The following is a 25,945-nucleotide window of genomic DNA, read 5'->3' as shown; positions in this document are numbered from 1 at the left end:
ACCGACTTCTCATGTGGAGGAACCAATGTCAGTGACGACCGACCAGCGCGATCTCATCGAGGATCTGGATGCGCGGTTCCAAGAGCGCCGCGCCCAGGTGCCCTTGCTGGCACAGCGTGCCGAAGGGGAGGGCCTCACGCAGATCCGTTCCCCCGAGGACATGGTGCCATTGCTCTTCCCGCACACGACGTACAAGAGTTATCCCGAGTCGCTCATCGCCAAGGGCAAGTGGGGGCAGATGAATCGTTGGCTCGACTCGCTGTCCACTTACCGGGTTGCCGACGTGGACGTCGCCGGCGTCGAAGATGTCGACGATTGGATCGACCGGCTCGAAGCAGCTGGTCACATGGTCTCGAGTTCGAGTGGGACCAGCGGGAAGGGGTCGTTCCTGAACAAGACGCGGGCCGACCGCGACACGTCGTCTCGGAACATGCTTGATTGCCTTGCTGAACTCGGACTTCCGCCGGAGAACAAGTGGAACTTCATCCCGGTGGGGCCTGAGACGTCGCTCAGTTCGCACATCGCCATGCGCGAGATGCTTGCGGCCTCCTATCGGAGTCCCGACAGCATCGAATTGCCGCCGACCAGCGCGCCGGGCGGGCACCACCGCTACATGTCCCGTTTGCAAGCCATGCGGCGTGCCATGGCCGACGGCACCGCGGCACCTGACGAGGTCGCACAGTTCGAGGCCGAGGCCGCCGGCCGGCAGCAGCAGAACGAAGAGCGGCTCCACCATTTCGCGCAGCAGATCCGCGAGCGCCGCTCCGAACGCTTCTTCTTCAGCTCACAGTTCCCGAATCTCTACCGGTTGACCGAGATACTTCGGGAGATGGGTGTCGAGGACGGCGACCTCACCGGAGAGAATGCGCTGACGACCGGTGGCGGGCTCAAGGGCACGTCATTGCCCGACGACTACCAGTCCAAGATCTACCGCCTTCTCAACATCGACCCGAGCCGATTCCTGCATTACTACTCGATGCAAGAACTGAACCTACGTATGCCGAAATGTCTGGCGGGGCGCTATCACGTTCCGGCAGAGGTGGTTCTGCTCGTCCTCGACAAGAATGGCGAAACGCTCGCTCCGGTATCGGACGGGCAAGTCGAGGGACGTGCGGGATTCTTCGACACAACGGTCGACGGTCGTTGGGGCGGAACGATTTCGGGAGACAAGATCCGAGCGGACCTCGGCGGGTGCCCCTGTGGCCGCCCCGGGACAACAGTGTTCGATCAGATCTCGCGCTATTCCGACCTCAAAGACGACGACAAGATCACCTGCGCAGGCACCATGGACGCTTACGTCCGCGGCTTCATCGAAGACTGAGGACCCATCATGACATTGACCGAATCCATCGCAGATACAACCACGACAAAGATCCGGGTACCGCACTTCGTCCGGGGCAAACTGATCTGGGGCGACGACAGCGAATACCTCTCCCGCGACTTCGGTGTCCCGTTCGTCACGCCCAAGATCGAGTTCAACGAACTGTTCGTTCCTCGTACCCAACAGGGCCCGGCTTTCGATGTCCCGGTCTCCGACATCATCGACTTCCTGGTCGAGACGGCCGCCCACCTGACCTTGGAGAAGAACGAGTACCTCCAGGAGTCGCTCGAGATGACTCTTCAGGTGAGTGCGCTGCCCCGCCGGATCATCGAGAACACCTTCGCGCGCCCCGGACAGTTCCTGACAAGGAAAGCGCTGGAGTACCGCCTCGAGAAGACCTTCGGTGACGTCGATGTCCTCGACGGCTGGGTCGAACGCACCGATCCGAATGGGCGGGTCAGCCGCATTCGCGCGTTCCCGCCGCGACTCGTTCACATGCTGGCCGGCAATTCGCCGAGCGCCGCCATGACGTCGATCGCTGATGCTGCGCTCACCAAGGCGGTCAACGTCTTCAAGATGCCGTCGGCCGACCCGTTCACGACGGTGGCGGTGCTGCGGACCATGGCCGATATCGCACCGGGTCACCCTGTTCTGCAGTCGATGTCAGCCGTGTACTGGCGGGGTGGCGACGAGAAGGTCGAGAACATCCTCTACCGTTCGCAGTACTTCGACAAGCTCGTGGCCTGGGGCGGCGGTGCCGCCATCGAGAACGCGGCAAAGTATGCGGGTCCCGGATTCCAGCTGATCTCGTTCGACCCGAAGGTGTCGATGTCCGTCATCGGACGGGAAGCGTTCGAGTCCGAGGAGACATTGCGCGAGGTCGCCGAACTCGCAGCGAAAGACGTCACGATCTTCAACCAGGACGCATGCCTGGCGGCACGCCACATCTGCGTCGAAGGGAATCTCGAACAGGTCGATCGGTTCTGCGCCCTTCTCGTGGACCGGATGGGTGTCGACCGCGACTTCACGTCGGCGGTCGGACCCAAGCCGGCGGCAGATATTCGGGACGCCGTCGAAGGTATGCGGTTTCTCGAGCCCGAATATCGGGTCTGGGGCGCATTCGATGGCCGCGGGTTGGTGGTGCGGTCACCGGAGATGGTCGACTTCCATCCGACCAACAAGACGGTGAACGTGATCCCGGTCGACTCGATGCGTGACGCCGCGTCGCTCGCGACCGTGGCCACCCAAACCGTCGGCGTCTACCCGACGCATCGCAAGGCGGAGATCCGTGATGACCTCGCGACCGCGGGTGTGCAGCGGGTGGTCAGGCTGGGCAGCGCCATGACCGGGAGTATGGGCAGCCCCCATGACGGAATGTATCCGCTTCATCGTTTCGTCAACTGGGTGGTGGACGACGATGCCTGAAACAGCGCCGTCCGGCGAAAGTGCCGCGATGAGGATTCGTATTCTCGGCAAATCCGGGCTGCGGGTCAGTGAACTCTGCCTGGGCGCAATGACGTTCGGAACCGACTGGGGTTTTGGCGCCGAGGAGGAGGCATGCCGGGAGATCTATCAGATCTATCGCGAAGCCGGCGGCAACTTCGTCGACACGGCGAACGTCTACACCAATGGTGTCAGTGAGGAGATGGTCGGCCAGTTTGTCGCATCGGAGAGGGACAACGTGGTACTGAGCACCAAGTACACGTTGCCCACCGAGAAGGGCGACCCCAATTCCGGCGGCAGTCACCGAAAAAGCCTGCGGCGCAGTGTGGAGACGAGCCTGCGACGGCTGGACACCGACTACATCGATCTGTTGTGGGTCCATGCCTGGGATCAGTGCACCCCCACCGAGGAGACGTTGCGGTCGCTCGATGATCTGGTGCGCGCCGGCAAGGTGCTCTCGATCGGGGTGACGAATACACCGGCATGGGTGGTGTCGCGCTCCGACGTCATCGCCGAGCTACGAGGCTGGACCTCGTTCTGCGCCATGCAGGTGGAATACTCGCTGGTCGCGAGAACGCCTGACCGCGAACTCATCCCGATGGCCCGGGATCTCGGGATCGCGGTCTGCGCATGGAGCCCGCTGGCACGTGGACTACTGGCCGGGAAGCACTCGGATTGCGGTCCGAGCAAGTTGTCCGCGTCTGCCCAGCGTGCGGTGTCAGCAGTCGGTGAGATCGCCGCAGAACTGGGCACCACCCCGGCGCGAGTGGCACTCGCCTGGGTGAGCAGCCAAGGGCTCATGCCGTCGATCGGTGCCCGCACGGTCGCCCAGTTGCGCGACAATCTCGGTGCGTTGGGGGTCTCGCTGGACCACACACACCTCGAACGGCTGGAGACGGCGTCCCGGGTGCGGCTCGGCTATCCACACGACTTCCTCAACAAGCGGCGTGCGATGTTCACGCCGAGCACCTGAAAGGGCGCCGGAAACGATGGAACAACTAGATCATTGGATCGGCGGTTGCTCGGCCTCGCCATCGCGAGGTGATTATCTGGGCGTCACCGATCCTGCGTCCGGAAACGTGGTGCGTCGCATCGCCGGTGGCGACGCTGTCGACGTCGCCACCGCAGTTGCTGCCGCATCGACCGCTGCAGAGTCGTGGCGACAGGTCCCCGGGCTGGTGCGCGCTCGGCTGTTCTCCGATCTCGCACGGGCGATGCGTGCGGACGCACAGCACCTCGCGCGACTCGAGATCAGCGAAACGGGCAAACCTGAAGCGATCGCGCTGGGTGAGATCGAGGGTTCGGCAACATATTTCGACTTCTACGGTGGTCTCATCGGGATGCCGATAGGCGACACCCTGGATGTGGCGGCGGATCAACATGTGTACACCCGACGTGAGCCGTTCGGTGTCGTCGGTGTCATCACTCCATGGAATGTTCCGATCAATCAGGCGGCCAGGGCCTGTGCGCCCGCGCTCGCCGCAGGGAACACGGTGGTGGTGAAACCGTCCGAATACACCTCGTCGACCACCATCCGACTCGCGCAGTTGGCCTCGGAAGTGGGCTTTGGGCCGGGGGTCTTCAACGTGGTCCTCGGCAACGGTGCCGACGCCGGTGCGGCCCTCGTGGAGCATCCGGACATCGCGAAGGTCGCGTTCACCGGATCGGTGCCCACAGGACGTGTCATCGGCAAGATCGCAGCCGAGCGGATCATTCCGCTGACCTTGGAACTGGGTGGCAAGTCGGCGAACATCATCTTCGCCGACGCGGACATCGATGCGGCGGTGGCCGGCTCGGTGCAGGCCTTCACAGCCAATGCGGGTCAGGTCTGCTCGGCAGGCACCCGGCTACTCGTGCATCGCTCGATCCACGACGAAGTGGTCGGCAAACTCGTCGAACTGGCCGCCACCGTCCGGGTCGGCCAGGACATCGGGCCGCTGATCACCCGCGACCAATTCGGCCGGGTACAGGAGTATTTCAAGGTGGCCGAGGCGGACGGTGCGCACACTGCGGCAGGTGGAACCGTGTCGGAGCTGGCGGAGGAGACCGGAGGTTTCTACATCGATCCCACCATCTACACCGGCATCGACAATGCGGCACGCATCGCACGCGAAGAGATCTTCGGGCCGGTGGTGGTGGTGATCCCGTTCGACGACGATGCCGAGGCGGTCTCCTTGGCGAACGATTCGGACTACGGCCTCGTCGCGGGCGTGTGGACGCGGGATGTATCTCGCGCCCTCACCGTCAGTGATCGACTGCGAGTAGGCCAGGTGTTCGTCAACACCTGGTCCACCGCGTCGGTCCAAACGCCATTCGGTGGCTGGAAGAACAGTGGCTACGGTCGCGAAAAGGGAGTCGAAGCACTACATCACTACAGCCAGGTGAAGTGCGTGACGATCAAACTCTGACACGCAGGTGGTTGCGGGCACTCCGGAAGGGGCACTCCGGAAGGGGCACTCCGGAAAGGTCACCGCAGGACGGTGCCGCCGTCGACGTTCACGACCTGTCCGTTGATCCACGCGCCATCGTCGGACATCAGATAGGCGACCATGCCCGAGATGTCGCGGGCTTCGCCGAGGCGGGGACTGCGGGTCCTACGGAGCATGCCGTCCAACATCTTCGGGTCGGCACCCTGCCTGATCTCATCGGTCAAGATCAACCCGGGTGTGATGGCATTGGCACGGATACCGTCGTTGCCCCACCCGGAAGCCACATGGCGGGCAAGAGCATTGATGCCGGCCTTGGTGGCGGCGTAAGCTGGCCGCTGGGGCTCGCCGGTGAATGAGGCGATCGACGAGGTGTAGACGATCGAGCCGCCGCCGCGCGCCAGCAGCGCCGGGATGCTGTGGCGGCTGACGAGCATGTGTCCACGAAGGTTGACAGCGATGGTGCGGTCCCAGGTCGCAAGATCGATGTCGACCACGTTGGTGTCCTTGCGCAGCGAGCCCATGTCTCCGGCATTGACGTGCACCGCATCCATCCCGCCATAGGTGTCGACGGCGAATGCGACCAGCTCCCTGACCGAATCGTCGTCCGAGATGTCGAATTGTGCACCCACCGCTCGACCCCCGGCGTCGACGATGGCGGCGGCGGTGCGCTTCGCACCGTCCCCGTCAAGATCGCCGACCACCACGGTGGCGCCCTCGCGTGCCAGCCGCTGTGCGGAATCGGCGCCGAGGCCGGTTGCGCCTCCGGCGATCAGAACCACTTTGTCCGCTAAACCGTCCATGTCGAAGTCCTCGTCCTCGGGGGAATGATCGGTTGCTCTCGCAACCCATGTCAGAATAACAATCTCATTACCGAGAATAGCATTCTATACTCGGCGTATGAACACTTCTCCGAGTTCGATCGCGGTCGCCAATCCCTTTGCTCTGACCGGAAAGGTCGCTCTCATCACCGGCGGAAGCCGGGGCTTGGGCCGCGAGATGGTGCTGGCCTTCGCACGTGCCGGCGCTGATGTGGTGATTGCCAGCCGCAAGCTCGAGGCCTGCGAATCCGTGGCGCGGGAGGTCGAAGAGCTCGGCCGCCAGGCGCTTGCGATCAGTACCCACGTCGGCCGGTGGGACGACGTGGACGCCTTGGTGGAGGCGGCCTACGACCGCTTCGGCACTGTCGACATCCTCGTCAACAACGCGGGTATGTCGCCCGTCGCGCCGTCGTCTGAAGAAACCAGCGAAGAGCTCTTCGACAAGGTGGTCGCAGTAAATCTCAAAGGACCGTTTCGGTTGTCTTCGGTGATCGGTCGGCGAATGGCGGACGGCACGGGCGGGTCGATCATCAACATCTCGTCGTCGGGTGCCATCTTCCCGGCACCGTTCTTCGGCCCGTACGCGGCTGCGAAGGCCGGGCTGAATGCCCTCGCTGGGGTGTTCGCGCGTGAATACGGGCCGAAGGTGCGGGTCAACACGATCTCGGCCGGTCCGTTCCTGACCGATATCGCGAAGTCGTGGGGCGACGACGCCCGGTCCGGGCTCAGAAGTGCTGCGGGAAGGCCAGGTGAACCGGGTGAGATCGTGACCACCGCACTGTATCTGGCCAGTTCGGCGTCGAGCTACACGACATCATCGTTCATCAGGGTTGACGGCGGCCTGTACTGATGAGCGGTCATTCTGCTGGGAATCGAGATGCGTGAGCACAGAGTTGGGCGCGTAGTTGGCCCACCCGTGGTCGGGCCAGTTGAACCAGCCCGATGATGCCAGCGTCCCGCCGTCCGGGTGCACGGTGGTGCCGGTGATGTAGGTCGAGAGTCCCGACGCGAGGAAGACCACCGCGTTCGACACATCGGAGACCTTTCCGACCCGACCCATCGGGATGGCGATGCGTGCACCAGACGGTGTCGCCATCGCAGGGGTCTGCCCCGCCCCGAACCTGGTGAGGTTGGGCGTCGGCACAAAGTCTGGTGCGACGTTGTTGATCCGGATGCCGTCGGGTGCGACCTCGACGGCCAGTGTCCGGGAGAATTGCTCGACGGCCGCTTTTGCGGCGCTGTACACGGCGAAGCCAGGCGCCGCGCGGTGGGCCTCGATGGTGGTGATGTTGATGATGCTGCCCCCGCGGTTGCCCGCTCGCATTCGCGGTATTGCCAGTGAGCAGGCCTGCAGAACATGATTGAAGTTGATTCGTAGCAGGGCATCCCAGCCCTTGGGGGTGGTGTCGACGAAGTCGGACCGGAAGGTGCCGCCGACGATGTTGACGAGGATGTCCAGACGTCCCCATCGTTCGTCGGCCGCGGTGAACAGTGCTTCGAGAACGTCAGGATCCCGCGCGTCGCCATGGTGGACGATCGCGTCGGGTCCACGTTCGCTGAGCGTCTGGCGCAAGACCTCCACGGCCTCGGCGTCGATGTCGACGACTGCGGGCCGGACGCCGTTGGCGGCAAGGTCCAAGACGATTGCCTCGCCGAGGCCCCCTGCGCCACCGGTGATCACCGCGACGGCCTCGTCCAGTCCACTACGTTCTTCGAACCATCCCACTGATCGGCCTCTATTCCTCTGTCATGCCAGGTAAGTCGAACCGAAAGCTTCGACGAAATCGGTCGTCGCCGAGTACTCGCTGGTCGCGCTGGACACCACAACCCAGGTGACGCCGGCCTTCTCGAGGTGGTCGAACGCTTCGCGATGCCGGTCGGCATCGGCGCCGGGAGTCGACAGACCGTCTGCCTGGTAGGAGTAGAGCACGTCGATCGGTTCGGTTCGCCCTGACGCGGTCGCAGCGTGTCGTAGCTCTGCAATCTTCTCGCCCAACTCTGAACTCGATCCGAGCGCGGGTGTGCGAGCGGTGGAACTCAGTTGTGCTCCACCGGACATCGGCATCCAGCCCTGCGCTCGCTGCGCCACCCGTCGGCGGGTGAGCTTAGAATTTCCGCCGATCCAGATCGGGATCGGAGTCTGTGGTGGACGCGGCCGGGCCATCACGTCCCGGGCGCTGAAGTGCTTTCCCTGGTAACTGAAGGCCTCGCCACTCCAATGCAGCGGTAGGACATCGAGGGCTTCGTCGAACAAGACGTTGCGCTCCTCGATATCGATTCCGAGGGCGAAGAATTCACTCTTCTGGTAGCCGGTACCCAGCCCCAGGATCAAGCGTCCGCCGGAGAGTGTGTCGAGCGTCGAGGCGGCCTTGGCCAGGAGTAGGGGGTTTCGGTATGGTGCAACGGCCAAGTAGGTCAGCAGTTTGAGACTCTCGGTCGCCGCGGCCACGAATCCCAGCGCGACGAAGGGATCCATTGTCTGATGTCCACCTGTGGCAAGCCATTTGGATCCCGGGGCCGGGTGTTCACTCAGCGAAAAGGCGTCGAAACCCGCGCGCTCGACACTGACCGCCACGTCTTTCAGAGGTCCTGCGGCAAACAGGTCGCCGTCGGGTCCGCTGGTTTCCGGGTAGTGGTAGATGTAGCGCATCGTCACCTCGTGAAAGTCGTTGACGCGCTGACGTCTCGCCCGGCCCACGGATCGGCATGGAGTGACTGCGCGGCATGTCCAATAGCTGAGAATAGCACTTCCAAAAGTTGCAAGTGTGATTCTCGCTGAGGTGCGGGCCGACAGTGCTCTCCGGCGGTGAGGTCAGCCGATCATGGTGTCGTGGTCGCGCCAGTACCGTTCACGCAAACGCCGTTTGTACAGTTTCCCGTTCGGATCGCGAGGGAGCTCGTCGACGAAGTCATAGCTTCGCGGGCACTTGAACGACGCCAGCTTCGCGCGACAGAACGCTCGGAGTTCCTGTTCGATCTCCGTGCCGTCGGAGTCGGGGTGGACCAGCTGCACAACAGCTTTCACTGACTCGCCCATCTCATCGTCGGGTACCCCGATCACCGCGACATCAGCGATGAGTGGGTGGCCGGCAAGGAGATTCTCCGTCTCCTGTGGATAGATGTTGACGCCGCCCGAGATGATCATGTGGGCTTTGCGGTCAGTGAGGTAGAGATAGCCCTCGTCGTCGAGGTAACCCATGTCGCCGATGGTGCGCCAACCGTGCGATTCGGTCACGGACTGGGTCTTCTCGGGGTCGTTGTGGTACTCGAATGGCCTGCCACCTTCGAAGTAGACGACGCCCGACTGCCCGGTGGGCAGTTCTTCGCCACCCTCGCCGACGATGTGGCAGGGCTGCAGCGGTCTGCCCACCGAACCCGGGTGGGCGAGCCATTCCTGTGCAGTGATCGAGGTCGCGCCGACGTCCTCGGTTCCCGAATAGTATTCGTGAATGATCGGACCCCACCAGTCGAGCATCTGAAACTTGACCGGAACGGGGCACGGTGCAGCGGAATGCATGACACTGCGCAGACTGGACAGATCGAACTGCTCGCGCTCGGGGGTCGGAAGGCGAAGCATACGTACGAACATCGTGGGTACGAACTGGGCGTCGGTGACGCGGTACCGCTCGATCAGTTCGAGACATTGCCGGGGATCGAAGCTTTCCATCACCACCACGGTTGCGCCTGCTCGCTGCCACGACATCGAGAACACGAGTGGTGAACCGTGATACAGCGGGGCCGGGGACAGATACACCACGTCTCCCTGTGAGCTGTGTGCCAGCATTCCCTGCGCGATCTGAACCGGCGCGGAGGAAGGATCACCGAAAGCCGTATCGGGGAGTGGTTTACGGATGCCTTTGGGTCGTCCGGTGGTGCCGGAGGAATACAGCATCTCGCGGCCCTCGCGTTCGTCCTCGAGCGGTTCCGCCGATGTTGCAGCGAGTATTGCGTCGTAGTCCTCGAACCCCGGAAGTTCGCCTGCGGCAGTGATCCGGGTGGGTACCCGGGTCAGATCCAGGCCACCTACTGCCTCGCTGACCGACTCGCTCGCCACCAGGGCGACCGCGCCACAGTCGTCCAGTACGTATTGCACCTCGTCGGAACCGAGGTGGCGGTTGATGGCCGTGTAGTAGAGGCCCGAACGCTGCGCCGCCCACGTGACTTCGAGGAACGCCCGGTTGTTTTCCATGAGGATCGCGATGTGATCACCGCCGACGAGGCCGCGATCTCGCAGCGCTCGTGCGAACTGCGTCGAACGCTCATCGAGCTGTCGGTAGGTGACCACTTCTCCGCTCGTACCCATGACGATTGCCGGCGAATCCGGCGTGTGCTGGGCGTGATAGCTGGGGATCAGCTGCATGAGAGGTCCCTTCGTGGAGTTCGAGACGGGGCAGGCCTTGCGTAGTTCCTTTGTAACAATATTCGCACATTCCAGAACAGCATTCTTAGGTTTCGGGGTACGGTTCTGGCATCCCGCGGCTTCCCGCGGCATCCTCCAGTACTCCCTTCGCAGCAACGTCCCAGTCGCACTTCACAGATACGAGGGCATCATGATCCGGCGCAAACGGTTTCTGGCAGTCGCGTTTTCGGTTCTGCTTTTGGTCAGTGCGTGCGGTGGAGCCGAGCCTGGAGGCGGTGACGGTTCAGCGGCTGACGAGGGCGATCCCGTATCCGGGGGCGCACTCCGGGCGGTGCAGGGCGGCGAACCCAGATCGATGGACCCGGCCTCGATGATCAATGTCTGGATGGCGCACGGCATGCTGGGCAATGCGCTGTACGGAACGCTGATGGTGAACGACCCGGAAACATTCGAGATCGAGCCGAAGATGGCCAGTGAGTTCTCGTCGGATGACGGTGGCTCGACCTTCACCCTCACCCTGCGGCCGGGCCTGACGTTCACTGACAACACCCCCCTCGACGCAGAGGCCGTCAAGTTCAATTGGGACAGGCTGCGAGATCCTGCGACAGCCTCGCCCTCCCTCCCGCAGGCCGTGTTGGTCGCCGCGACCGAGGTTGTCGATCCCCTCACGCTCGACGTGACGATGGTGTCGCCGGTGCCCCACTTCGCGCAGTCATTGGTGACCAGCGGTTTGAATTGGATCGCGTCGCCTACCGCGTTGCAGAAGGGGCCCGAGTCGTTCAGCGAACAACCCGTGGGTGCGGGACCGTTCACTTTGTCCAGTTGGCGGCGGCAGAGCACCATCGAGCTGCAGAAGAACCCTGACTACTGGGATGCGCCGAGACCGTACCTGGACTCGATCACGATTCGGGCAGTGCTTGACACCAACCAACGGGTGAATGCGATGACCACCGGCGGCGCCGACATCGCGACCGAGGCCAGTTGGGCCAGCATCGCCAAGATCGAGGCGGCCGGCCTGCAGACCGAAACCCTGGACACCGGCGGTGGACAGTTCATCGGGATGAATGTCCGCAGAGCGCCTTTCGATGATCCTCGCGCACGTCAAGCCCTTGCCCTCGCAGTAGATCGCCCTGCCATCGATGCCGCCGTCTACAACGGTGCAGGCCAGGTGCCCACCACTCTGTTCCAGAAGGACTCGCCGTTCTACTCGGACATCGAGCTACCGACGTCGAATGCCGAACAAGCGCAGGAACTCTTCGACGAACTCGCGGCCGACGGGACACCACTGTCGTTCACGTTCCTCGCCTACACAACACCGGAGAATCGCGCGGTGGCAGAGGCGATGCAGGCTCAGCTCAGCGCATTCGACAACGTCGAGATCAATGTCGAGGTCCTGGAGTTCGCGGCGACGGTGCCACGTATCGCTGCCCACGATTTCGACATGCTGATCTTGTCGTCGACAGTGCAGGATCCCGACTCTTCGCTGTGGAACACCTTTCACTCGACGTCGCGCGGCAACTACACCGGTATCAGCGACCCAGACCTCGACGCTGCGCTCGACACCGGACGCACTGCTGCCACTGTCGAAGAACGACTTGCCGCCTACGAAGTGGTGCAGCAAAGACTTGTGGAGCTGAATCCGGGCCTGTGGTACACGCGTTCGGCGCCGACAGTGGTCTCGGGCAACAACGTTCGTGGGGTCGAAATGTACACGGTGGGTTCTGCCCTACCGGAGGAGCTGTGGCTGAGCTGATCGCCTGCCGCGTGCTACGCGGTCGGCGCCGACACTCCGGCAGAATCGAACCGGGAGCCGATCACCTCGTCGATGAGGCCCAGCTCGCTGCCGAGTTCGGTTGCGACTCTGCGCACGACCGCCACGTCTTTGTCGACGAACTCTCCGACCGCGGTACTGAACGCTGACACCGATCCGCGGGCCGCGACACCGGTCAGGACCCGACTGTTCGAGCTGGCATAGGGCAGGGCGCCGAGCAGCGTGGTCTCGTCGATGCCGAGTTCGGCGCCGAGACGCACTCCCTCCCGCAGCAGGCCGATCTGGGCGGCGAAGAGGGCGTTGTTGACAAGCTTGACGCGCTGGCCGTTGCCGAGTGCCCCGACTGGCAGGATGCGGTCTCCGTAGCATTGCAGTGCGGGTCGGACCTGTTCGACCACCTCGGGGTCTCCACCGGCGAACATCGTGAGCTCACCGGCAGCGATGTTGTGCGGGCCGCCGCTGACCGGTGCGTCGACCACCCGTACTCCGAAGGGCTTTGCGCGTTGCGCGATCTCGGTAGCAGTGGCCGGACTTCCGGTCGTATGGATGACCAGGGCCGACCCCGGAGGCATGGAGGCGATCAGCGTGCCTTTGAGACAGACCTCGAGTACCTGTTCGTCGGTGAACACACACACGATGACGACATCAGAATCCAAGCCGACCTCGCTGATGTCGGCGACGGCCTCGGCGCCCTCCGCGGCAACCACATCACGGCTCTCGGCGGAACGCGTCAACGCTCGCACCTGATGCCCCCCGGCAATCAGCCGGCGTACCATCGGCAACCCCATCCGGCCGGTGCCGACGAATCCGATCTGCATCAAGACTCCTGTGCCGGCGCAGTGCGAACAGAGTTCGGGCGGGTGTGGTCCATCATCGCCAGCGTCGCGTCAGCCGCGTCGAGGACGATGCCGGCCTCGGTGCCCGCCGCCTCGGCCAGACCGGCCACCAGGCCGACGTCCTTACGCAGCAATTCGCCGGCATGCGCGGCAATGCGATCGAGGGTGCCACCGGCCGACACCACCCGGCCGAGCGCGAAACTGTTGGAGGTCCCGTGCGTGATGACCTCACCGAGCCTGGCCGGATCGACACCGAGCGACTCGCCGAGCCGGAGAGTGCTTGCCGCCGTGGCCAAGTTGGCCGTGAACAGCAAATTGTTCAGTAGCTTCGCCACCTCACCCGAACCGAGGCCTCCGAGGTGGACAACGGGATCGGCATACGTGTCGAAAACGGGGCGGCAACGTTCGACCACCTCGGTCTCCCCGCCGACCATCACGAGCAGAGTGCCTGCGGCGGCGCCTGGGCCGCCGCCGCTGACGGGTGCATCGATGATCGAGACCCCGTGTCGGGCAGCCTCGGTGGAGAGATCGCGGCAGGTGTCCGGGTGCACGGTGCTGTGAATCGCAATCACCCCACCGTCGCTCATACCCTGCAGTACACCGTTTTCGCCGGTGATCACTTCGCGGACACCTGCATCGTCGACCACACATATGCACACCAGGTCGCTGGCTGCACCCAACTCGGCGAGTGTGCCGACGACCTTTGCCGGCGTCTCGACGTAGGGCAACAGAGAACTGTGCCTGCGCGCCCACAATGTCGTCTCGTACCCGGCGTCGATGATCCGGCGTGCCATGGGCCCGCCCTGACTACCGAGACCGATGAACCCGATTCGCATCAGCTTGCTCCCAACTCACAGCGGCTTGTCATTGGATATCCCCGGGGTTGCGCGCGTCGATGCATTCCTCGATGAAGGAGAGCACGTTGAGGTGGTACGCCATCGCAGTGTTGCCGAGGCTGAGGTTGTGACCGCCGTCGAACTGCTCCTCCACGACAACGCGCGGCGACGCGCTGAACAGCGCCCCCAGGTCGAATCGCGCGTCCGGGTCGTTGCGCCAGACCCGTTCGTACTCTCCGACGGTGAAGTGCACCGGCACCGCGATCTGCGCGGCCAAGTCCGGGAAGTTCTTCAGTGGCCAGTCCCGAACAACCTCGTACTCGTAGCCGGGGCCGCGAGCTGCGATGTCCCGGCCGCCGTGGATGTCAGGCGGATAAAGCCGGCTGGGATTCCACAGGAGCTCCCGGACTGCGGAACCGTCGGGCCTGGCACCGGGATCGTTCGGGGGAAATGCCTTGGAGGAGTCAGGATGATGCTCTGTTCCCGTGCCGGACAGCTCGATACCGAGCAGGGAATGTCCGCGTTCGGTGGCCGCCATGCGGACGGCCAGCTCGCTACCCACAGAATGCGCGAACAGGAACATGCCGGAGCCGGACGAGCGCGTCTCGAGCAGCTTGTCGACTGCACCGTAGGCGAGCTCGACCCGGTGGTCGTCGGAGCGGATCTCATCGGCATGCGGATGTGAACTCCCGTACCCCGGTCGATCAAGAGCGATGATCGTGTAGCCGAGCGCCGACGCGACCCGGATCAACGAGTGCCGGGGATGCCCAGGGCAGTCGAAGTAGGCCGAACTGGTCGCGCCACCATGCAGGGCCACGATCACACCGCGGGGAATCGGTGCCGCGGCGAGCAGAGCCGACATCGGGATACCGTCGACATCCACCACCCGTCGGACCGGCTCCCCGCCGAACGGGACGCCGGGAGCTTTGCGGATGGTGGGCGTATGCGCCTCGGTGGCTGTCATGACGCCGACCTCAACAGTAGGACGCCGCTCGGCGTCAGGCCGCCGCTGCTCACCACGGACACCCGAGCGTCCGCCACCTGCCGCGGCCCGGCCTCTCCCCGTAGCTGGGTGATCGCCTCATGCAGGAGCCCCATCCCATGAGTGCGGCCGTGGGAGAGCTGACCGCCGTGGGTGTTGAGCGGGAGCACGCCATCGCGCGCGATGTTCCTGCCCCCATCGAGAAAGTCCTTCGCCTCTCCGATACCGCAGAACCCCAGTGCCTCGATCCACGAGAGGCAATTGAAGGTGAATCCGTCGTAGAGCTCGGCAACGTCGACATCGCTGGGTCGCAACGATGTTCGTGACCACATGTGCGCAGCTTGGCCGAGGACCTGAGGCTCATGCGTGAGGGTGCTCTGGTCCCATTCCATGCGCTCGATGATCTGCGTCCCCACCGCTTCGACGAGTACCGGCGGTTTCGGCAGGTCGAAGGCCGCGTCCTTCGCCGACACGATCACGGCCACCGCACCATCGCAGGGCACATCGCAGTCGTAGAGTCCGAACGGCGTCGTGATGGTCCGGGCGGACAGATAGTCGTCCATCGTCATCGGGTCGCGGTAGATCGCGGTGGGGTTGAGCGCGGCATTGGCCCGCTGGTTCAACGCAATCGACCCGAGCGTTTCGCGTGTGGTGCCATAGCGGTTGAAGTGTCGTTGGGCGTTCTGGGCGAGTGTGTGTGCGGCAGAGACTCCACCGAAAGGCATCATCCAACTGGTGGTGCGGCCGCCGCCTCCCGGCGGACTCATCTTGCCCTGCTTCATCAATTCGCCGTGTGTCGATTCCCAGAGGGTTCGAAAACACAGGACGTGGCGGGCAAGTCCGCCGGCGACCGCGAGCATTGCGGCGATCACCGAACCGCCGGGTCCGAATGTCTCGATCCCGCCGTTGTACCAGGTCGGGCGGATTCCGAGTGCTGACTCCAGCGCCGTGACGCCGCCTTCACCGAAACCCCCGACGTTGCCGGCGCCGGGGTAGCTGGACAGTCCGTCGATGTCGTCGAGGCTCAGACCCGCGTCCGCGACCGCACGTTCGCAAGCCGCGATCGTCAGCGACAACGGCGACACCATCAATCGCCTGCCGATGTCGGACATCCCGACCCCGGTGAGCGCGACCTTGTCCTCGAACTTGTCGGTACCGACCATCGGTCGCACATGGTGCGCGAAGGCGTCGGGGTTGATCTCGTCTGACGGCGCCGCAGCCGGTTGGGTGGTCGTATCCGGCGCCGGGCGAAAGAGTGGGAACCAGACGTCGTCCTGGTGTTCGAAGACCACCTCCATGCGCATGCCCAACTCGAGTTCGGCAAACTCGCACTCGACAACGTTGGTGGTCAATCGGATTCGCGAGTCTTCTTCGAGTGCGACCTGCGCCACCACGTAGGGTGCGGGCATCCCGGGGAGGCTGAAGCGTTCATTTCTGGTGAAGCCGATGAGGGTGGCGAACCCGGTCACGGCGCGGTTGCCCATCTCGTGCCCGCGGCAATATCTGCACACCGGTTGCGGTGGATGGATCAGCGACTCGCAGGTCTGACATTCCTGGATCCGGAGGAGTCCATCTGCCCCGGAGGTCCAGAAGAACTCGTTGTCGCCCGTGAGCAACGGCAGAGGTCGCGACGTCTTCTCGGTCACGGGAAATCTCCTGTTCATGCCTCGACCGCCGCCGCGGTCTTCGCGGCGGCGGTCGAGACGAGCGTTCTGTTACTTGCCGGTCGCGTTGCGCTTGGCGATGACGAGCGGTTCGGCGAGGCGTTCCTCGTCAACCATCTTCTGCAGCTTCACCAGGGTCTCGTCGAGTCCGGCGTGCGTGCGCGGTCCGGGTGTGAAGGTCGCAGGCAGATGGCGCATGCCTTGGATGACACCGATGGTGTCGTAGTGGACGGTGGTCTCGGGGTCGCATCGGTAGTCCGGCATCCGGTCCAGCACGGCCAGGAGCATCCGTTTGAAGACTGTCCGCGCCACATTCGATCCGACGCAGCGATGCACGCCGAGTCCGAAGCTGTAGTGGCGGTTGCCGGTTCGATCGAGAACGATCTCATTGGGGTCGTCGAACACCTCCGGGTCACGGTTGGCCATCGCCCAGGACAGCCAGAGTCGGTCGCCCTCCCTGAACTGGATGCCCTCCATCTCGACGTCTTCGTTGATGGTGCGGCCGTCGCCCGGTGCCGGGGTGAAGTAGCGCAAGAATTCCTCGGTGGCCGCGTCGAGCATCTCGTCGCGGTTCTCGCTGAGGTGCTGACGCTGCTCCGGATTCTCCGAGAGCCACTCGAGTGAGTGCGCGGTCAGTGCAGTGGTGGTGTCGAAGCCGCCACCGATGAGAAGACCCAGGTTGCCGAAGATCTCCATGTCGGGCAGGGGTTCTCCGTCGATCCTGGCTTGGAGCAACTCGTTGATCAAACCGGGGCGCGGATTTTCCCTGATCTCCATGAGGGAGGTGAAGAGATCGAGCCCCATCTTCTTGTGCAGTTCGCCGACGCGTTCGATGTCGGGGGAGTCGGGGGGCGTGTAGACCGCGGCGTGGACGGGTTCGTTGTAGATCGTCCACTTCTCCAAGGGGATCCCGAGCATACCCAATGTCAGTACCGCGGGCACGATGTTGGCGAGCTCGTCGACGAAATCGATTCGACCGGATTCGATCTTCTCGTCTAGGCAGGCTCCCACCACCTCGTCGATGAAGGGTATCCAGCGCTTCACCGCGGCCGGCGACAAGTAGGGGTTCAGGAAACCACGGTAGTTCTTGTGGTCCGGTTCGTCCATCTCCAGGATGCCGCCCCGGATACCGTTGGCGCGCTTGGCTGTCGGGATCGAGATTCCCTTGTAGCCGGTGCCTTCTCCGGTCACGTCGTGGTCGTTCGAGACGTGAGGGCAGCGGGCGAGTTCGAACACTTCCTTGTTGCCCGCTGCCACCCAGTGACCGTCATAGGTGTCGCTCCACGCGATCGGGCATTCGGACTGCATCTTCTGCGTGACCGCCTCGAACTGATCGCGGTAGTGCGGTGCGTGGCGCTCGAAGTTGAAGCGGTGTTTCTTTCGGTCGTCTTCGGTGACGTCGTCAACGCTCACAGCGTTGTCCTCTCTTGATGTTCGACTGGTCGCCACCCGGGGCGCGGGCAACTACTCGGTGATGGAGATGGCCTTCTCGGGGCACGATGCGACGGCCTCGCGCACGCTCTTCTCGGAGCCGGACGGAACGTCACCTGAGATGGCTGTGGCGTGGCCGTCGATGTCACTGAGCTCGAAGATGTCGGGCGCGATCATCGCGCAGAGCGTGTGCCCCTGGCACCGATCCTGATCGACCTGCACTTTCACGATGTACTCCTGATCTTGAAGGGGATTGGATGATGGAACCGGGGCAAGGCGATCAGAACTTGACGTCGTACCACTTCAGATAGCCGCCGCCGTCGACACGCATCTGCATACCCGTCACGTACCGGGATTCCTCCGAGGCGAGGAACAACACCATGTTGCTGATGTCGGAGGGCTCGATGTAGGGGATCTTCATGGCCTGCTGAACGCCGAACGCGGGCTCGGCGTCCGCACGCGTGGGGTGCTCCAGGTCGGGCCGGAACGACCGGTACATCGGTTCGCTCTGCAACATCGGGGTATTGCAATTCGTCGGATGGATCACGTTGGCCCGGATGCCTTCCGGAGCGATGTGCAGCGCGAGGTGGTGGATGTACTCGGTGAGCGCACGCTTGGAGTACACGTAACCGACGCCGCCCGGATCCTTTCCGGGAACGTCGACCTTGCTGACGTCCATCAGGGCCGCTGTAGAGCCGGTGGCGATGACCGATGCGCCTTCGGTCAGGTGCGGCAATGCGACCGACACGGCGTTGATGACACCGACGAGGTTGACGTTCACCACGTCGGTGAACGACTGCCAGCGGGGTTCGCCCTTCATACCGGCGATGCCGGCCTGGGCCACCACGATGTCGACCTTGCCCAACTCGGCCAGGCCGGTGTCCAGGGCGGCCTTCATCTGGTCTGCGTTCCGGACGTCGGCCTGGACCGTGACGACGCGACGGTCGAACTTCTCGACCAGTTTGGCTGTTTCGGCCAGATCTTCCGGCGTGGACATCGGGTACCCGATGGTCTCGAAGTCGGTGCAGAAGTCGACGGCGATGATGTCGGCGCCCTCTTCGGCGAGACGGAGCGCATGGCTCCGGCCCTGCCCGCGCGCGGCTCCCGTGATGAACGCGACCTTGCCCTCTACACGACCCATGGTGAACACCTTTCGATACTTCTCAGCTGGTTGCGAAAATAGAAACACCGACGCCGGGCATCGGTGGGCGTTTACGTATTACGGCCGCCGTTGACACCGAGGATCTGGCCGGTGATGTAGCTGGCGTCCTCGGAGATCAGGAACGAACAGGCCGCAGCGATGTCCTCTGGGCGACCGACTCGTCGCACCGGGGTCTTGAGGACGTGCTCTTCGACGGTGCCGCCGAGTCGCTTGAGTCCCTCGGCATTGCGTAGCAACGGGGTGTCGACGAAGCCCGGTGGGACTGCGTTGACGGTGATTCCCACAGGGCCGAGTTCGAGAGCCAGGGACTTGGTGAGGCCGTTGACAGCGGACTTGGCAGAGACGTACGCCGACATGTACGGCTGGCCCGAATGTGCGCTCGACGACGATATGTTGACGATCCGCCCCCACTTGCCCGAGAGCATGTCCGGCAACGCAGCCTGGATGCAGTGATAGGTGCCATGGAGGTTGACGTTGATGATCTTCTGCCACTCATCGAAATCGAGATCGACGAAGCGGCCGAAGCTGTCGACGCCCGCGGCGTTGACCAAAACGGTGACCGGGCCGAACGTCTCCCGTACCTCTGTCATCGCGGCGTCGATCTGCTCACGGCTGGTGACATCGACGGTGTACGTGTTCTTCTCGTCGCTCGGCGTCCGGTCGAACGAGGCGACATTGAAACCGTCAGCGACCAGACGCTCGACGATGGCGTGGCCGATTCCCGAACCGCCGCCGGTGACGACTGCTGTCTTGGTGCTCATGCCCACGGCTCGTTTCCGGCCATCGTCGTGCGGTGCATGGTCCGTTCCGACTTCGGGTCATACGGCAGGGCGCGATGGAGCATGCCGGTGTTGTCCCAGATGACCACGTCGTTGACCTCCCAGTCGTGGGTGTAGCTGAAACGCTCCTGGGTGGACCAGGCAAGGAGTTCGTCGAGTAGTTCGCGGCTTTCCTCTGGGCGCATTCCGACGATGTGGTCGGCGGTCGCGCCGATGGCAAGGGAACGCCGGCCGTCCTTGCGGTCCCACACCAGGGAGGTCTCGTGGGTGGGTATCCGTCGCCACGAGGCAACCAACTCGTCGCTGGGCTCGGGGTCGACCAGACGCTGCGCCGCCTCGAAACTGTGGACCACGCGCAGACCCTCGTAGCGCTTCTTCTCCTCCTCGGGCAGGTTCTCGTAGGCCGCGTAGGTGCTGGCGAACTCGGTGCCGCCACCCACCATCGCCACGTGCCTGGCCGTCAGCATCGTCGCTTTGGCCGGCACGTCGTTCGTGGTGTCGTCGATATGCCAGAAGAGTGTTCCGCGCAGGTAAGAAGCGGACTTGTTCTTCTCCGGGTCCAGTGAGACCACGAAGACCTCTTTGCCGCCGGGAGCCAGGACGTCACCGAGTTTGCGGCTGAAGGCCACCTGCTGATCGTCGTCGAGGTTCAGGCCCCGAATCAGGAGGACACCGCGCCATTTCAGCGCTTCCAGGCACTGTGCGGCCACTGCATCGTCGAGGAGATCCTCGACGCCGGAGACCTGAACACCCAGGGCCGGGGTGATGGCTGTTGTCTCAATCACAAGAACATCCCTTTCGTTTTGCGAGAACGATACTCTCCGAACGTAGCAGTCGGCAAGTGTGCACTGCGCCTGTTCTGGACCTTTCCGCTCGCGCGGCCGACGCCTGAGCGGGGGGATTGGAGGTAGGCGATCACGGATTTTGTTGCTACAGTGCGAAGAAAGCGGATGTGGCGTTGGTCATATTTGAGAATGAAGTTTTCATAGATTCGAGGAGGCGCTATGGCAGCCCAGGAAACGTTGGCGACCAGTGGAGAAGTCAATCCGGCGAGCGGCGGCGTCCGGAAGCGCTTGCTCATCGACGGCGAGCTCGTCTCCCTCGACAAGACCTTTCCCTCGCTGAACCCGGCAACCGGTGAGGTCTACGGCCATGCGCCGGATGCGGGTGTCGCCGAAGCGAAGGCCGCTGTCGAAGCTGCTCGTCGGGCCTTCGACACCACGGACTGGTCCACGAACGTCGAATTCCGCATCAAGTGCCTCGATCAGCTGCACCAGGCGATGCTGGACAATCTCGAGGACCTCCGGGAACTGACGATGGCCGAGGTGGGAGCGACCCGCCTCCTCACCCACGGCAACCAACTCGAAGCGCCGATCGGCATCATCAAGTACTACGCGGACCTGCTCCGCACCTACCCCCTCAGCGAAGACCTCGGCGAGGTCGAACTCAGTGGCAAGCTCCACCGGCGTTGGGTCGAAAAGGAAGCTGCCGGGGTGGTCTCGGCCATTGCCGCATACAACTACCCGACGCAACTCGCGCTCGCGAAACTCGCTCCCTCGCTCGCGGCCGGATGCACGGTGATCCTCAAGGGTGCGCCGGATACTCCACTGCTGACCCTGGCTCTGGGCGAACTGATCGCCGAGCACACCGACATCCCCGCCGGCGTCGTCAACGTCCTCTCTTCCACCGAGATCGCGGTCGGCGAGGTGATGACAACGCACCCTGATGTCGACGTGGTCTCCTTCACCGGCTCCACGCCGGTGGGTAAGAAGATCATGGCCGCCGCGGCGGACACCCTCAAGCGGGTATTCCTCGAACTCGGCGGCAAGTCTGCACTGCTGGTGCTCGACGACGCCGACTTCAAGACCACTGCGCAGTTCGCGGCGTTCAGTATCTGTTCGCACGCGGGTCAGGGCTGCGCGCTGACCACACGCCTGCTGGTGCCGCGTGACAAGCACGATGAAATCGTCGCGATGGTCTCGGCCATGATGGAACACGTCCCGTACGGCGATCCGACCAACCCGAAGATGTACATGGGTCCGTTGATCAGCGAGCGTCAGCGAGACAAGGTCGACGGCATGGTCCAGCGCGCGGTCGAGGCGGGCGCCACCTTGGTGACCGGCGGCGAGCGCGTCAGCCCGGGCTACTTCTACAAGCCCACTCTGCTCGCGAATGTGGACCCGTCCAGCGAGATCGCACAAGACGAGGTTTTCGGACCCGTACTGGCCGTGATCCCTTACGACGGCGACGACGATGCGGTGCGGATCGCCAACGACTCCCAGTTCGGTCTCTCCGGCGGCGTCCTGAGTGCCGACGAGGATCGTGCGATCGCGATCGGGCGCCGTATCCGCACCGGTACGTTCAGCATCAACGGCGGAAACTATTTCACCCCGGACGTGCCGTTCGGCGGCTACAAGCAGTCGGGATTGGGGCGCGAGATGAGCGCGTCCGGCCTCGAGGAGTTCCTCGAGCAGAAGGCTTTCGCGGCACCGGTGGTGGCTGCCTCGTGAGGCCACTCGAAGGGATTCGCGTCCTCGAGGTCGCCATGTACGGTTTCGTCCCGTCCGCGGGCGGAGTGCTCTCGGATTGGGGCGCCGAGGTGATCAAGATCGAGCACGCCGTCACCGGTGACCCGCAACGTGGACTGCGTCAGACGGGTCAGATGAAGGTGGTCGGCGATCCGAACCCGAACGTCGAACACGCCAATCGTGGCAAGCGGAGTTTCGGGCTCGACATGTCCAAACCCGAAGGGCGAGAGCTTCTCTACGACTTGGTGCGCCGGGCCGACGTGTTCCTCACGAGCTTCCTCCCACAGCACCGCGAAAAGTTTGGAATCGACGTCGACGACATCCGTGCGGTGAACCCGAAGATCATCTACGCCAGGGGCAGCGCGCTCGGGCCCCGCGGCGATGAGGCCGACCGGGGCGGTTACGACATGACGGCCTTCTGGTGCCGGGCGGGCACCGCGGCGACTGTCACCCCGCCGGGAACCGAAGGCATGATCGCGCCGCCGGGCCCGGCGTACGGTGACACGATCTCGGGGGCCAATCTTGCAGGCGGTGTCGCGGCCGCCCTGGTGAAAAGAGAGCGGACAGGCGAGAGTTCGGTGGTCGACGTGTCGCTGCTCGGCAGCGGGCTGTACGCCATGGGCCACGGCATAGCGTTGTCTGCGCATCTCAAAGAGCCCATGGTGGCGCCGGTTCCCGGCGTTCATGGCTCGCCGGTGAATCCGTTGACCGGTCTGTACACCACGTCCGACGGCCGCTACCTCTCCCTGGTCATGATGCAGCCGACGAAGTTCTGGGCGGATGTGTGTCGACACATCGAGCGCGAGGATCTGATCGACGATCCGCGATTCGCAACAGCAAGCGACATCACCGCGAACTGCGCCGAGGCCGTGTCGATCCTGCGTGAGGCGTTCGCCAAGCGCACGCTCGAGGACTGGACCACGCGGCTGCAGACATTGGCCGGGCCGTGGGCACCGGTACAGGATTCTCTCCAGGTGACCGTCGATCCCCAGGTCCGGGCCAACGACTACTTCGTCCAGGCCGGTGAGATCGAATTGGTTTCCAGTCCCGTCCAATTCGATGTTGGTGCCACCCACACCGGTCCCGCACCGGAGTTCGCGGCCGACACCGACGAGATCCTTCTCGAGCTCGGGCTGGAGTGGGACCGAATCATCGAACTCAAGACCGCAGGCGCGGTCACGTAAGCAGGAGATCCACATGCCATACATCGCGTCCATCGGCACCTACCTGCCCCCGTGGGGCGGCGCTGATCATCGGGTGGTCGGAGACGACGAAGACGCCATCACGATGGCGGTCGAGGCAGGCCGCGCTGCGCTCGCCAAGGGCAACCCGGTGGACTCGGTCGTACTCGTCACCCGTGACCTGCCGCTCCTCGAGAGCAGCAACGCGGCAGTGCTTCTGGCCGGTCTGGACCTCGATCCCGAACTCGAGGTCACCGAACGGCTCGGAGGCGCGCCCGCCACGCTGGACGCACTCAGCTCGGCCCGGCAACGGACGCTGGTCATCGGTGTCGATCTCGAGCCTGCCGGCGCCGCGGCCGCCGTGACGTCGGATTGTGGTCTCCACGTTCGTACGTCGGCGCGAGTCGCCCGCAGCCTGCCGGTCCGTACCCGGAATTCGACGGGAGCAGTGCACGATTACGGCGACGCGCGGTTGCTGCACGATCGTGGCCTGGTCGCGTCGCTCGCGGCTGCGTGGCTCGAACATCCTGCGGCCGTGGCCGGAGTCGACGCAAAACAGGCGGCCGAACTCAGTGAGGGCACATCCATGGCCCTGCCGACGATCGGCGCGAGCTCGGGTCTGTTCGCGCTGGCATCGATGGCGGAGTCGGAGACAACAGGTCCGTTGGTCGCGGTGGAACAGGCGAGCCTTTCCGGTATCACCGTCGCCCCGGGATCGGTGACGATCAACCGCCGTGAGCCGGCGCCACGCGACAAGCCCGAGACGGTCTACGTCCCGGGCAACGAGATCCCCATCTCGTTGGCCGCCTACGAGCGGGCGTTCGAGGCAAAGGTTCGATGGGAGGCCGGCAAGCATGTCGGCAGCGAGATCCTCGAGTTCCCACCCCGCTATCAGGTCTCGGACGACGGGGCTCTGCAGACCAAGTACGAACTGGTGCCCCTGCCACGAGTTGGAACTGTCTATACCGCTGTCACGGTGCATGTTCCGGTTCCTGGATTGAAGACGCCGTACACGTTGGTCATCGTCGAGCTCGAGGGCGTGAACGTGCGCGCGCTGGTCAAGGTCACCGGCGCCGATGCCGGCTCCGTCGACATCGGAGATCGCGGACGGCTGGCGTTGCGCAGAGTTGCCATGAGATCGGGAGTCCCCGATTACGGCTACGCATTCGAGCCGGAGGCCGCGATCGAGCCGGCACCGGCTCTCGGAGCAGAAGGAGTGGCGGTATGAGGAAAGTCGCTGTGGTTGGAGCGGGCATGACGCCGTTCGCCGAGCACTTCGCGCTGGGTATCAAAGATCTCCTGCCGATGGCCTACGCCGATGCCGCAAGCAGTGTCGACAAGGGAATCGACAAGAACGACCTGCAAGCAGCATGGTTCGGTGCCATGGGCACCACCGACGGATTCCCGTCCGGGATCCTAGCCGATTCCCTCGGGTTACCCGACATCCCGGTGACCCGGATCGAGAACTCCTGCGCCACTGGCAACGACGCGGTGCGAAACGCTCTCTACGGCATCGCATCCGGCGCTTTCGACGTCGCGCTGGTGATGGGCGCGGACAAGCTTCGTGAGACGGCCTCGAAAGACATGCTCTGGGAGTGGGAGGCCACCTCCCGAGACATGGCGTGGGACTACCCCCTCGGTGTCGTGGCGCCCGCGGGATTCGCCTTGCACGTGAGCCGTTATCTCCACGAATCGCCCGCCACTCGGGAGCACATGGCCATGGTGGCGGTGAAGAACCACCACCAGGGTGTCAACAATCCGAAGGCGCGCCTGCGGTTCGAGATCACCATGGAGCAGGCACTTTCGGCGCCGACGGTGGTGACGCCGTTCGGTCTCTACGACTGTGCACCGCAGAGTGACGGTGCCGCAGCCCTGATCCTGGCGGCAGAGGACGTCGTCGACCGCTATACCGATCGACCGGTCTGGGTTCGCGGCGTCGGGCTTGGACTCGATTCGGTCATGCATCAGCACAAGTCGGATATGACCACGTTCCCGGCCACTGTGCGGGCTGCGAAGCAGGCCTTCACGATGGCCGGGATGACCCCGGCCGACGTCGATGTCGCCGAGGTCCACGACTTCTTCACCGGTGTCGAACTCATCAGCTACGAAGACCTGGGATTCGCGAACCGATTCGAGGGCTACAAGCTCCTCGAGGCCGGTGACACGGCCGTCGGCGGATCGATGCCGATCAATCCCAGTGGCGGACTGAAGTCGAAGGGGCATCCTCCGGGTGCCACCGGCGTGGCACAGTGCGTCGAGTTGTTCGATCAGCTTCGCGGCACGGCGATCAATCAGGTCGATGGTGCCCGGGTCGGGTTGGCGCACAACATCGGTGGTCCCACGGCCGTGGCCGCGGTGACCATCCTCGAAGGCCCCTGACCGTCGCCGACCCTGCCCTTACCGC

Annotated in this window: 23 protein-coding genes; 10 read left to right on the top strand and 13 right to left on the bottom strand. The window is 63.9% G+C overall.

Annotated features, from left to right (window positions below; genetic code table 11):
• Nucleotides 1-25: 25 nt before the first annotated feature.
• The 4 genes from DFR67_RS14500 to DFR67_RS14485 are packed head-to-tail and all read left to right on the top strand — an operon-like array spanning nt 26 to nt 5,172.
• Entirely contained in the window at nt 26-1,321 is a 1,296-nt protein-coding gene (locus tag DFR67_RS14500) for a hypothetical protein (RefSeq protein ID WP_110470217.1), read from the top strand.
• A 9-nt stretch (nt 1,322-1,330) separates the two neighbouring features.
• On the top strand, nt 1,331-2,746 hold the full coding sequence (locus DFR67_RS14495) for an acyl-CoA reductase (protein WP_110470216.1): 1,416 nt from the start codon (nt 1,331-1,333) through the stop codon (nt 2,744-2,746).
• Nucleotides 2,739-3,737: an aldo/keto reductase gene (locus tag DFR67_RS14490; RefSeq protein ID WP_245937953.1), complete on the top strand. Its 999-nt coding sequence runs from the start codon at nt 2,739-2,741 to the stop codon at nt 3,735-3,737. Before DFR67_RS14495 ends, DFR67_RS14490 begins: the two co-directional genes overlap by 8 nt.
• 16 nt (nt 3,738-3,753) lie before the next feature.
• Nucleotides 3,754-5,172, top strand: a complete 1,419-nt coding sequence (locus DFR67_RS14485; RefSeq protein WP_110470215.1) for an aldehyde dehydrogenase family protein — start codon at nt 3,754-3,756, stop codon at nt 5,170-5,172.
• Between the two features lie 59 nt (nt 5,173-5,231).
• Here DFR67_RS14485 and DFR67_RS14480 read toward each other — a convergent pair whose 3' ends face one another.
• Nucleotides 5,232-5,993 carry an SDR family NAD(P)-dependent oxidoreductase gene (locus DFR67_RS14480; protein ID WP_110470214.1) on the bottom strand — a complete coding sequence of 254 codons (762 nt, stop codon included), beginning with the start codon at nt 5,991-5,993 and terminating at the stop codon, nt 5,232-5,234.
• A 97-nt stretch (nt 5,994-6,090) separates the two neighbouring features.
• Here DFR67_RS14480 and DFR67_RS14475 point away from each other — a divergent pair, with 97 nt between their 5' ends.
• Complete coding sequence (locus tag DFR67_RS14475; protein ID WP_110470213.1) at nt 6,091-6,861, top strand: SDR family NAD(P)-dependent oxidoreductase; 771 nt, start codon at nt 6,091-6,093, stop codon at nt 6,859-6,861.
• On the opposite strand, the gene DFR67_RS14470 is transcribed toward DFR67_RS14475, so the two are convergent.
• The 3 genes from DFR67_RS14470 to DFR67_RS14460 all read right to left on the bottom strand — a co-directional run bounded on the left by DFR67_RS14470 (nt 6,826) and on the right by DFR67_RS14460 (nt 10,371).
• Complete coding sequence (locus DFR67_RS14470; RefSeq protein WP_110470212.1) at nt 6,826-7,737, bottom strand: SDR family NAD(P)-dependent oxidoreductase; 912 nt, start codon at nt 7,735-7,737, stop codon at nt 6,826-6,828. The two genes, DFR67_RS14475 and DFR67_RS14470, sit on opposite strands and share 36 nt — an antisense overlap.
• A gap of 21 nt (nt 7,738-7,758) precedes the next feature.
• On the bottom strand, nt 7,759-8,661 hold the full coding sequence (locus DFR67_RS14465; protein ID WP_110470401.1) for an LLM class F420-dependent oxidoreductase: 903 nt from the start codon (nt 8,659-8,661) through the stop codon (nt 7,759-7,761).
• A gap of 162 nt (nt 8,662-8,823) precedes the next feature.
• Nucleotides 8,824-10,371, bottom strand: coding sequence for an acyl-CoA synthetase (locus DFR67_RS14460; protein WP_110470211.1), 1,548 nt, complete (start codon nt 10,369-10,371; stop codon nt 8,824-8,826).
• A 190-nt stretch (nt 10,372-10,561) separates the two neighbouring features.
• Between DFR67_RS14460 and DFR67_RS14455 the strand changes: the two genes are divergently transcribed.
• A complete protein-coding gene (locus DFR67_RS14455) occupies nt 10,562-12,124 on the top strand; it encodes an ABC transporter substrate-binding protein (RefSeq protein WP_110470210.1) in 1,563 nt (520 codons plus the stop codon).
• A 14-nt stretch (nt 12,125-12,138) separates the two neighbouring features.
• Here DFR67_RS14455 and DFR67_RS14450 read toward each other — a convergent pair whose 3' ends face one another.
• From DFR67_RS14450 to DFR67_RS14410, 9 genes are all read right to left on the bottom strand, one after another.
• The gene (locus DFR67_RS14450) at nt 12,139-12,960 is read right to left on the bottom strand and encodes an NAD(P)-dependent oxidoreductase (RefSeq protein WP_110470209.1); all 822 of its coding nucleotides are present in this window, start codon (nt 12,958-12,960) and stop codon (nt 12,139-12,141) included.
• Nucleotides 12,960-13,814, bottom strand: a complete 855-nt coding sequence (locus DFR67_RS14445; protein ID WP_110470208.1) for an NAD(P)-dependent oxidoreductase — start codon at nt 13,812-13,814, stop codon at nt 12,960-12,962. Before DFR67_RS14445 ends, DFR67_RS14450 begins: the two co-directional genes overlap by 1 nt.
• A 28-nt stretch (nt 13,815-13,842) precedes the next feature.
• Nucleotides 13,843-14,778 (bottom strand): alpha/beta hydrolase, encoded by a 936-nt coding sequence (locus DFR67_RS14440; protein ID WP_110470207.1) that lies wholly within the window; start codon nt 14,776-14,778, stop codon nt 13,843-13,845.
• The gene (locus tag DFR67_RS14435) at nt 14,775-16,442 is read right to left on the bottom strand and encodes a thiolase C-terminal domain-containing protein (protein ID WP_245937952.1); all 1,668 of its coding nucleotides are present in this window, start codon (nt 16,440-16,442) and stop codon (nt 14,775-14,777) included. Before DFR67_RS14435 ends, DFR67_RS14440 begins: the two co-directional genes overlap by 4 nt.
• Nucleotides 16,443-16,511: 69 nt before the next feature.
• Nucleotides 16,512-17,873 (bottom strand): cytochrome P450, encoded by a 1,362-nt coding sequence (locus tag DFR67_RS14430; protein ID WP_110470205.1) that lies wholly within the window; start codon nt 17,871-17,873, stop codon nt 16,512-16,514.
• A 51-nt stretch (nt 17,874-17,924) separates the two neighbouring features.
• Complete coding sequence (locus DFR67_RS14425; protein ID WP_110470204.1) at nt 17,925-18,119, bottom strand: ferredoxin; 195 nt, start codon at nt 18,117-18,119, stop codon at nt 17,925-17,927.
• 52 nt (nt 18,120-18,171) lie between these two features.
• Nucleotides 18,172-19,032: a mycofactocin-coupled SDR family oxidoreductase gene (locus DFR67_RS14420; protein ID WP_110470400.1), complete on the bottom strand. Its 861-nt coding sequence runs from the start codon at nt 19,030-19,032 to the stop codon at nt 18,172-18,174.
• A 71-nt stretch (nt 19,033-19,103) separates the two neighbouring features.
• Nucleotides 19,104-19,814 carry an SDR family NAD(P)-dependent oxidoreductase gene (locus DFR67_RS14415; protein WP_110470399.1) on the bottom strand — a complete coding sequence of 237 codons (711 nt, stop codon included), beginning with the start codon at nt 19,812-19,814 and terminating at the stop codon, nt 19,104-19,106.
• On the bottom strand, nt 19,811-20,617 hold the full coding sequence (locus tag DFR67_RS14410; protein WP_110470203.1) for a TauD/TfdA dioxygenase family protein: 807 nt from the start codon (nt 20,615-20,617) through the stop codon (nt 19,811-19,813). The genes DFR67_RS14415 and DFR67_RS14410 overlap by 4 nt, the downstream gene beginning before the upstream one ends.
• Nucleotides 20,618-20,836: 219 nt before the next feature.
• Here DFR67_RS14410 and DFR67_RS14405 point away from each other — a divergent pair, with 219 nt between their 5' ends.
• From DFR67_RS14405 to DFR67_RS14390, 4 genes are read left to right on the top strand one after another with little or no spacing between them, the layout of a single operon-like run.
• Nucleotides 20,837-22,342: an aldehyde dehydrogenase family protein gene (locus tag DFR67_RS14405; RefSeq protein ID WP_110470202.1), complete on the top strand. Its 1,506-nt coding sequence runs from the start codon at nt 20,837-20,839 to the stop codon at nt 22,340-22,342.
• Nucleotides 22,339-23,544, top strand: a complete 1,206-nt coding sequence (locus tag DFR67_RS14400; protein WP_110470201.1) for a CaiB/BaiF CoA transferase family protein — start codon at nt 22,339-22,341, stop codon at nt 23,542-23,544. Before DFR67_RS14405 ends, DFR67_RS14400 begins: the two co-directional genes overlap by 4 nt.
• A 13-nt stretch (nt 23,545-23,557) precedes the next feature.
• Entirely contained in the window at nt 23,558-24,769 is a 1,212-nt protein-coding gene (locus tag DFR67_RS14395) for an OB-fold domain-containing protein (protein WP_110470200.1), read from the top strand.
• Nucleotides 24,766-25,920, top strand: a complete 1,155-nt coding sequence (locus tag DFR67_RS14390) for a thiolase C-terminal domain-containing protein (RefSeq protein WP_110470199.1) — start codon at nt 24,766-24,768, stop codon at nt 25,918-25,920. The genes DFR67_RS14395 and DFR67_RS14390 overlap by 4 nt, the downstream gene beginning before the upstream one ends.
• Nucleotides 25,921-25,945: the final 25 nt, after the last annotated feature.

Source organism: Williamsia limnetica, assembly GCF_003217475.1.
In the GTDB taxonomy this organism is placed as follows: domain Bacteria; phylum Actinomycetota; class Actinomycetes; order Mycobacteriales; family Mycobacteriaceae; genus Williamsia; species Williamsia limnetica.
Note: the sequence above shows the minus strand (reverse complement) of the source record. Positions and strands in the feature narration are given on the sequence as shown.

Coding starts and splice junctions, on each gene's coding strand:
- DFR67_RS14500 (WP_110470217.1), top strand. CDS start 26: ATGTCAGTGACGACCGACCAGCGCGATCTCATCGAGGATCTGGATGCG.
- DFR67_RS14495 (WP_110470216.1), top strand. CDS start 1,331: ATGACATTGACCGAATCCATCGCAGATACAACCACGACAAAGATCCGG.
- DFR67_RS14490 (WP_245937953.1), top strand. CDS start 2,739: ATGCCTGAAACAGCGCCGTCCGGCGAAAGTGCCGCGATGAGGATTCGT.
- DFR67_RS14485 (WP_110470215.1), top strand. CDS start 3,754: ATGGAACAACTAGATCATTGGATCGGCGGTTGCTCGGCCTCGCCATCG.
- DFR67_RS14480 (WP_110470214.1), bottom strand. CDS start 5,993: ATGGACGGTTTAGCGGACAAAGTGGTTCTGATCGCCGGAGGCGCAACC.
- DFR67_RS14475 (WP_110470213.1), top strand. CDS start 6,091: ATGAACACTTCTCCGAGTTCGATCGCGGTCGCCAATCCCTTTGCTCTG.
- DFR67_RS14465 (WP_110470401.1), bottom strand. CDS start 8,661: ATGCGCTACATCTACCACTACCCGGAAACCAGCGGACCCGACGGCGAC.
- DFR67_RS14460 (WP_110470211.1), bottom strand. CDS start 10,371: ATGCAGCTGATCCCCAGCTATCACGCCCAGCACACGCCGGATTCGCCG.
- DFR67_RS14455 (WP_110470210.1), top strand. CDS start 10,562: ATGATCCGGCGCAAACGGTTTCTGGCAGTCGCGTTTTCGGTTCTGCTT.
- DFR67_RS14450 (WP_110470209.1), bottom strand. CDS start 12,960: ATGCAGATCGGATTCGTCGGCACCGGCCGGATGGGGTTGCCGATGGTA.
- DFR67_RS14445 (WP_110470208.1), bottom strand. CDS start 13,814: ATGCGAATCGGGTTCATCGGTCTCGGTAGTCAGGGCGGGCCCATGGCA.
- DFR67_RS14440 (WP_110470207.1), bottom strand. CDS start 14,778: ATGACAGCCACCGAGGCGCATACGCCCACCATCCGCAAAGCTCCCGGC.
- DFR67_RS14420 (WP_110470400.1), bottom strand. CDS start 19,032: ATGGGTCGTGTAGAGGGCAAGGTCGCGTTCATCACGGGAGCCGCGCGC.
- DFR67_RS14415 (WP_110470399.1), bottom strand. CDS start 19,814: ATGAGCACCAAGACAGCAGTCGTCACCGGCGGCGGTTCGGGAATCGGC.
- DFR67_RS14405 (WP_110470202.1), top strand. CDS start 20,837: ATGGCAGCCCAGGAAACGTTGGCGACCAGTGGAGAAGTCAATCCGGCG.
- DFR67_RS14395 (WP_110470200.1), top strand. CDS start 23,558: ATGCCATACATCGCGTCCATCGGCACCTACCTGCCCCCGTGGGGCGGC.
- DFR67_RS14390 (WP_110470199.1), top strand. CDS start 24,766: ATGAGGAAAGTCGCTGTGGTTGGAGCGGGCATGACGCCGTTCGCCGAG.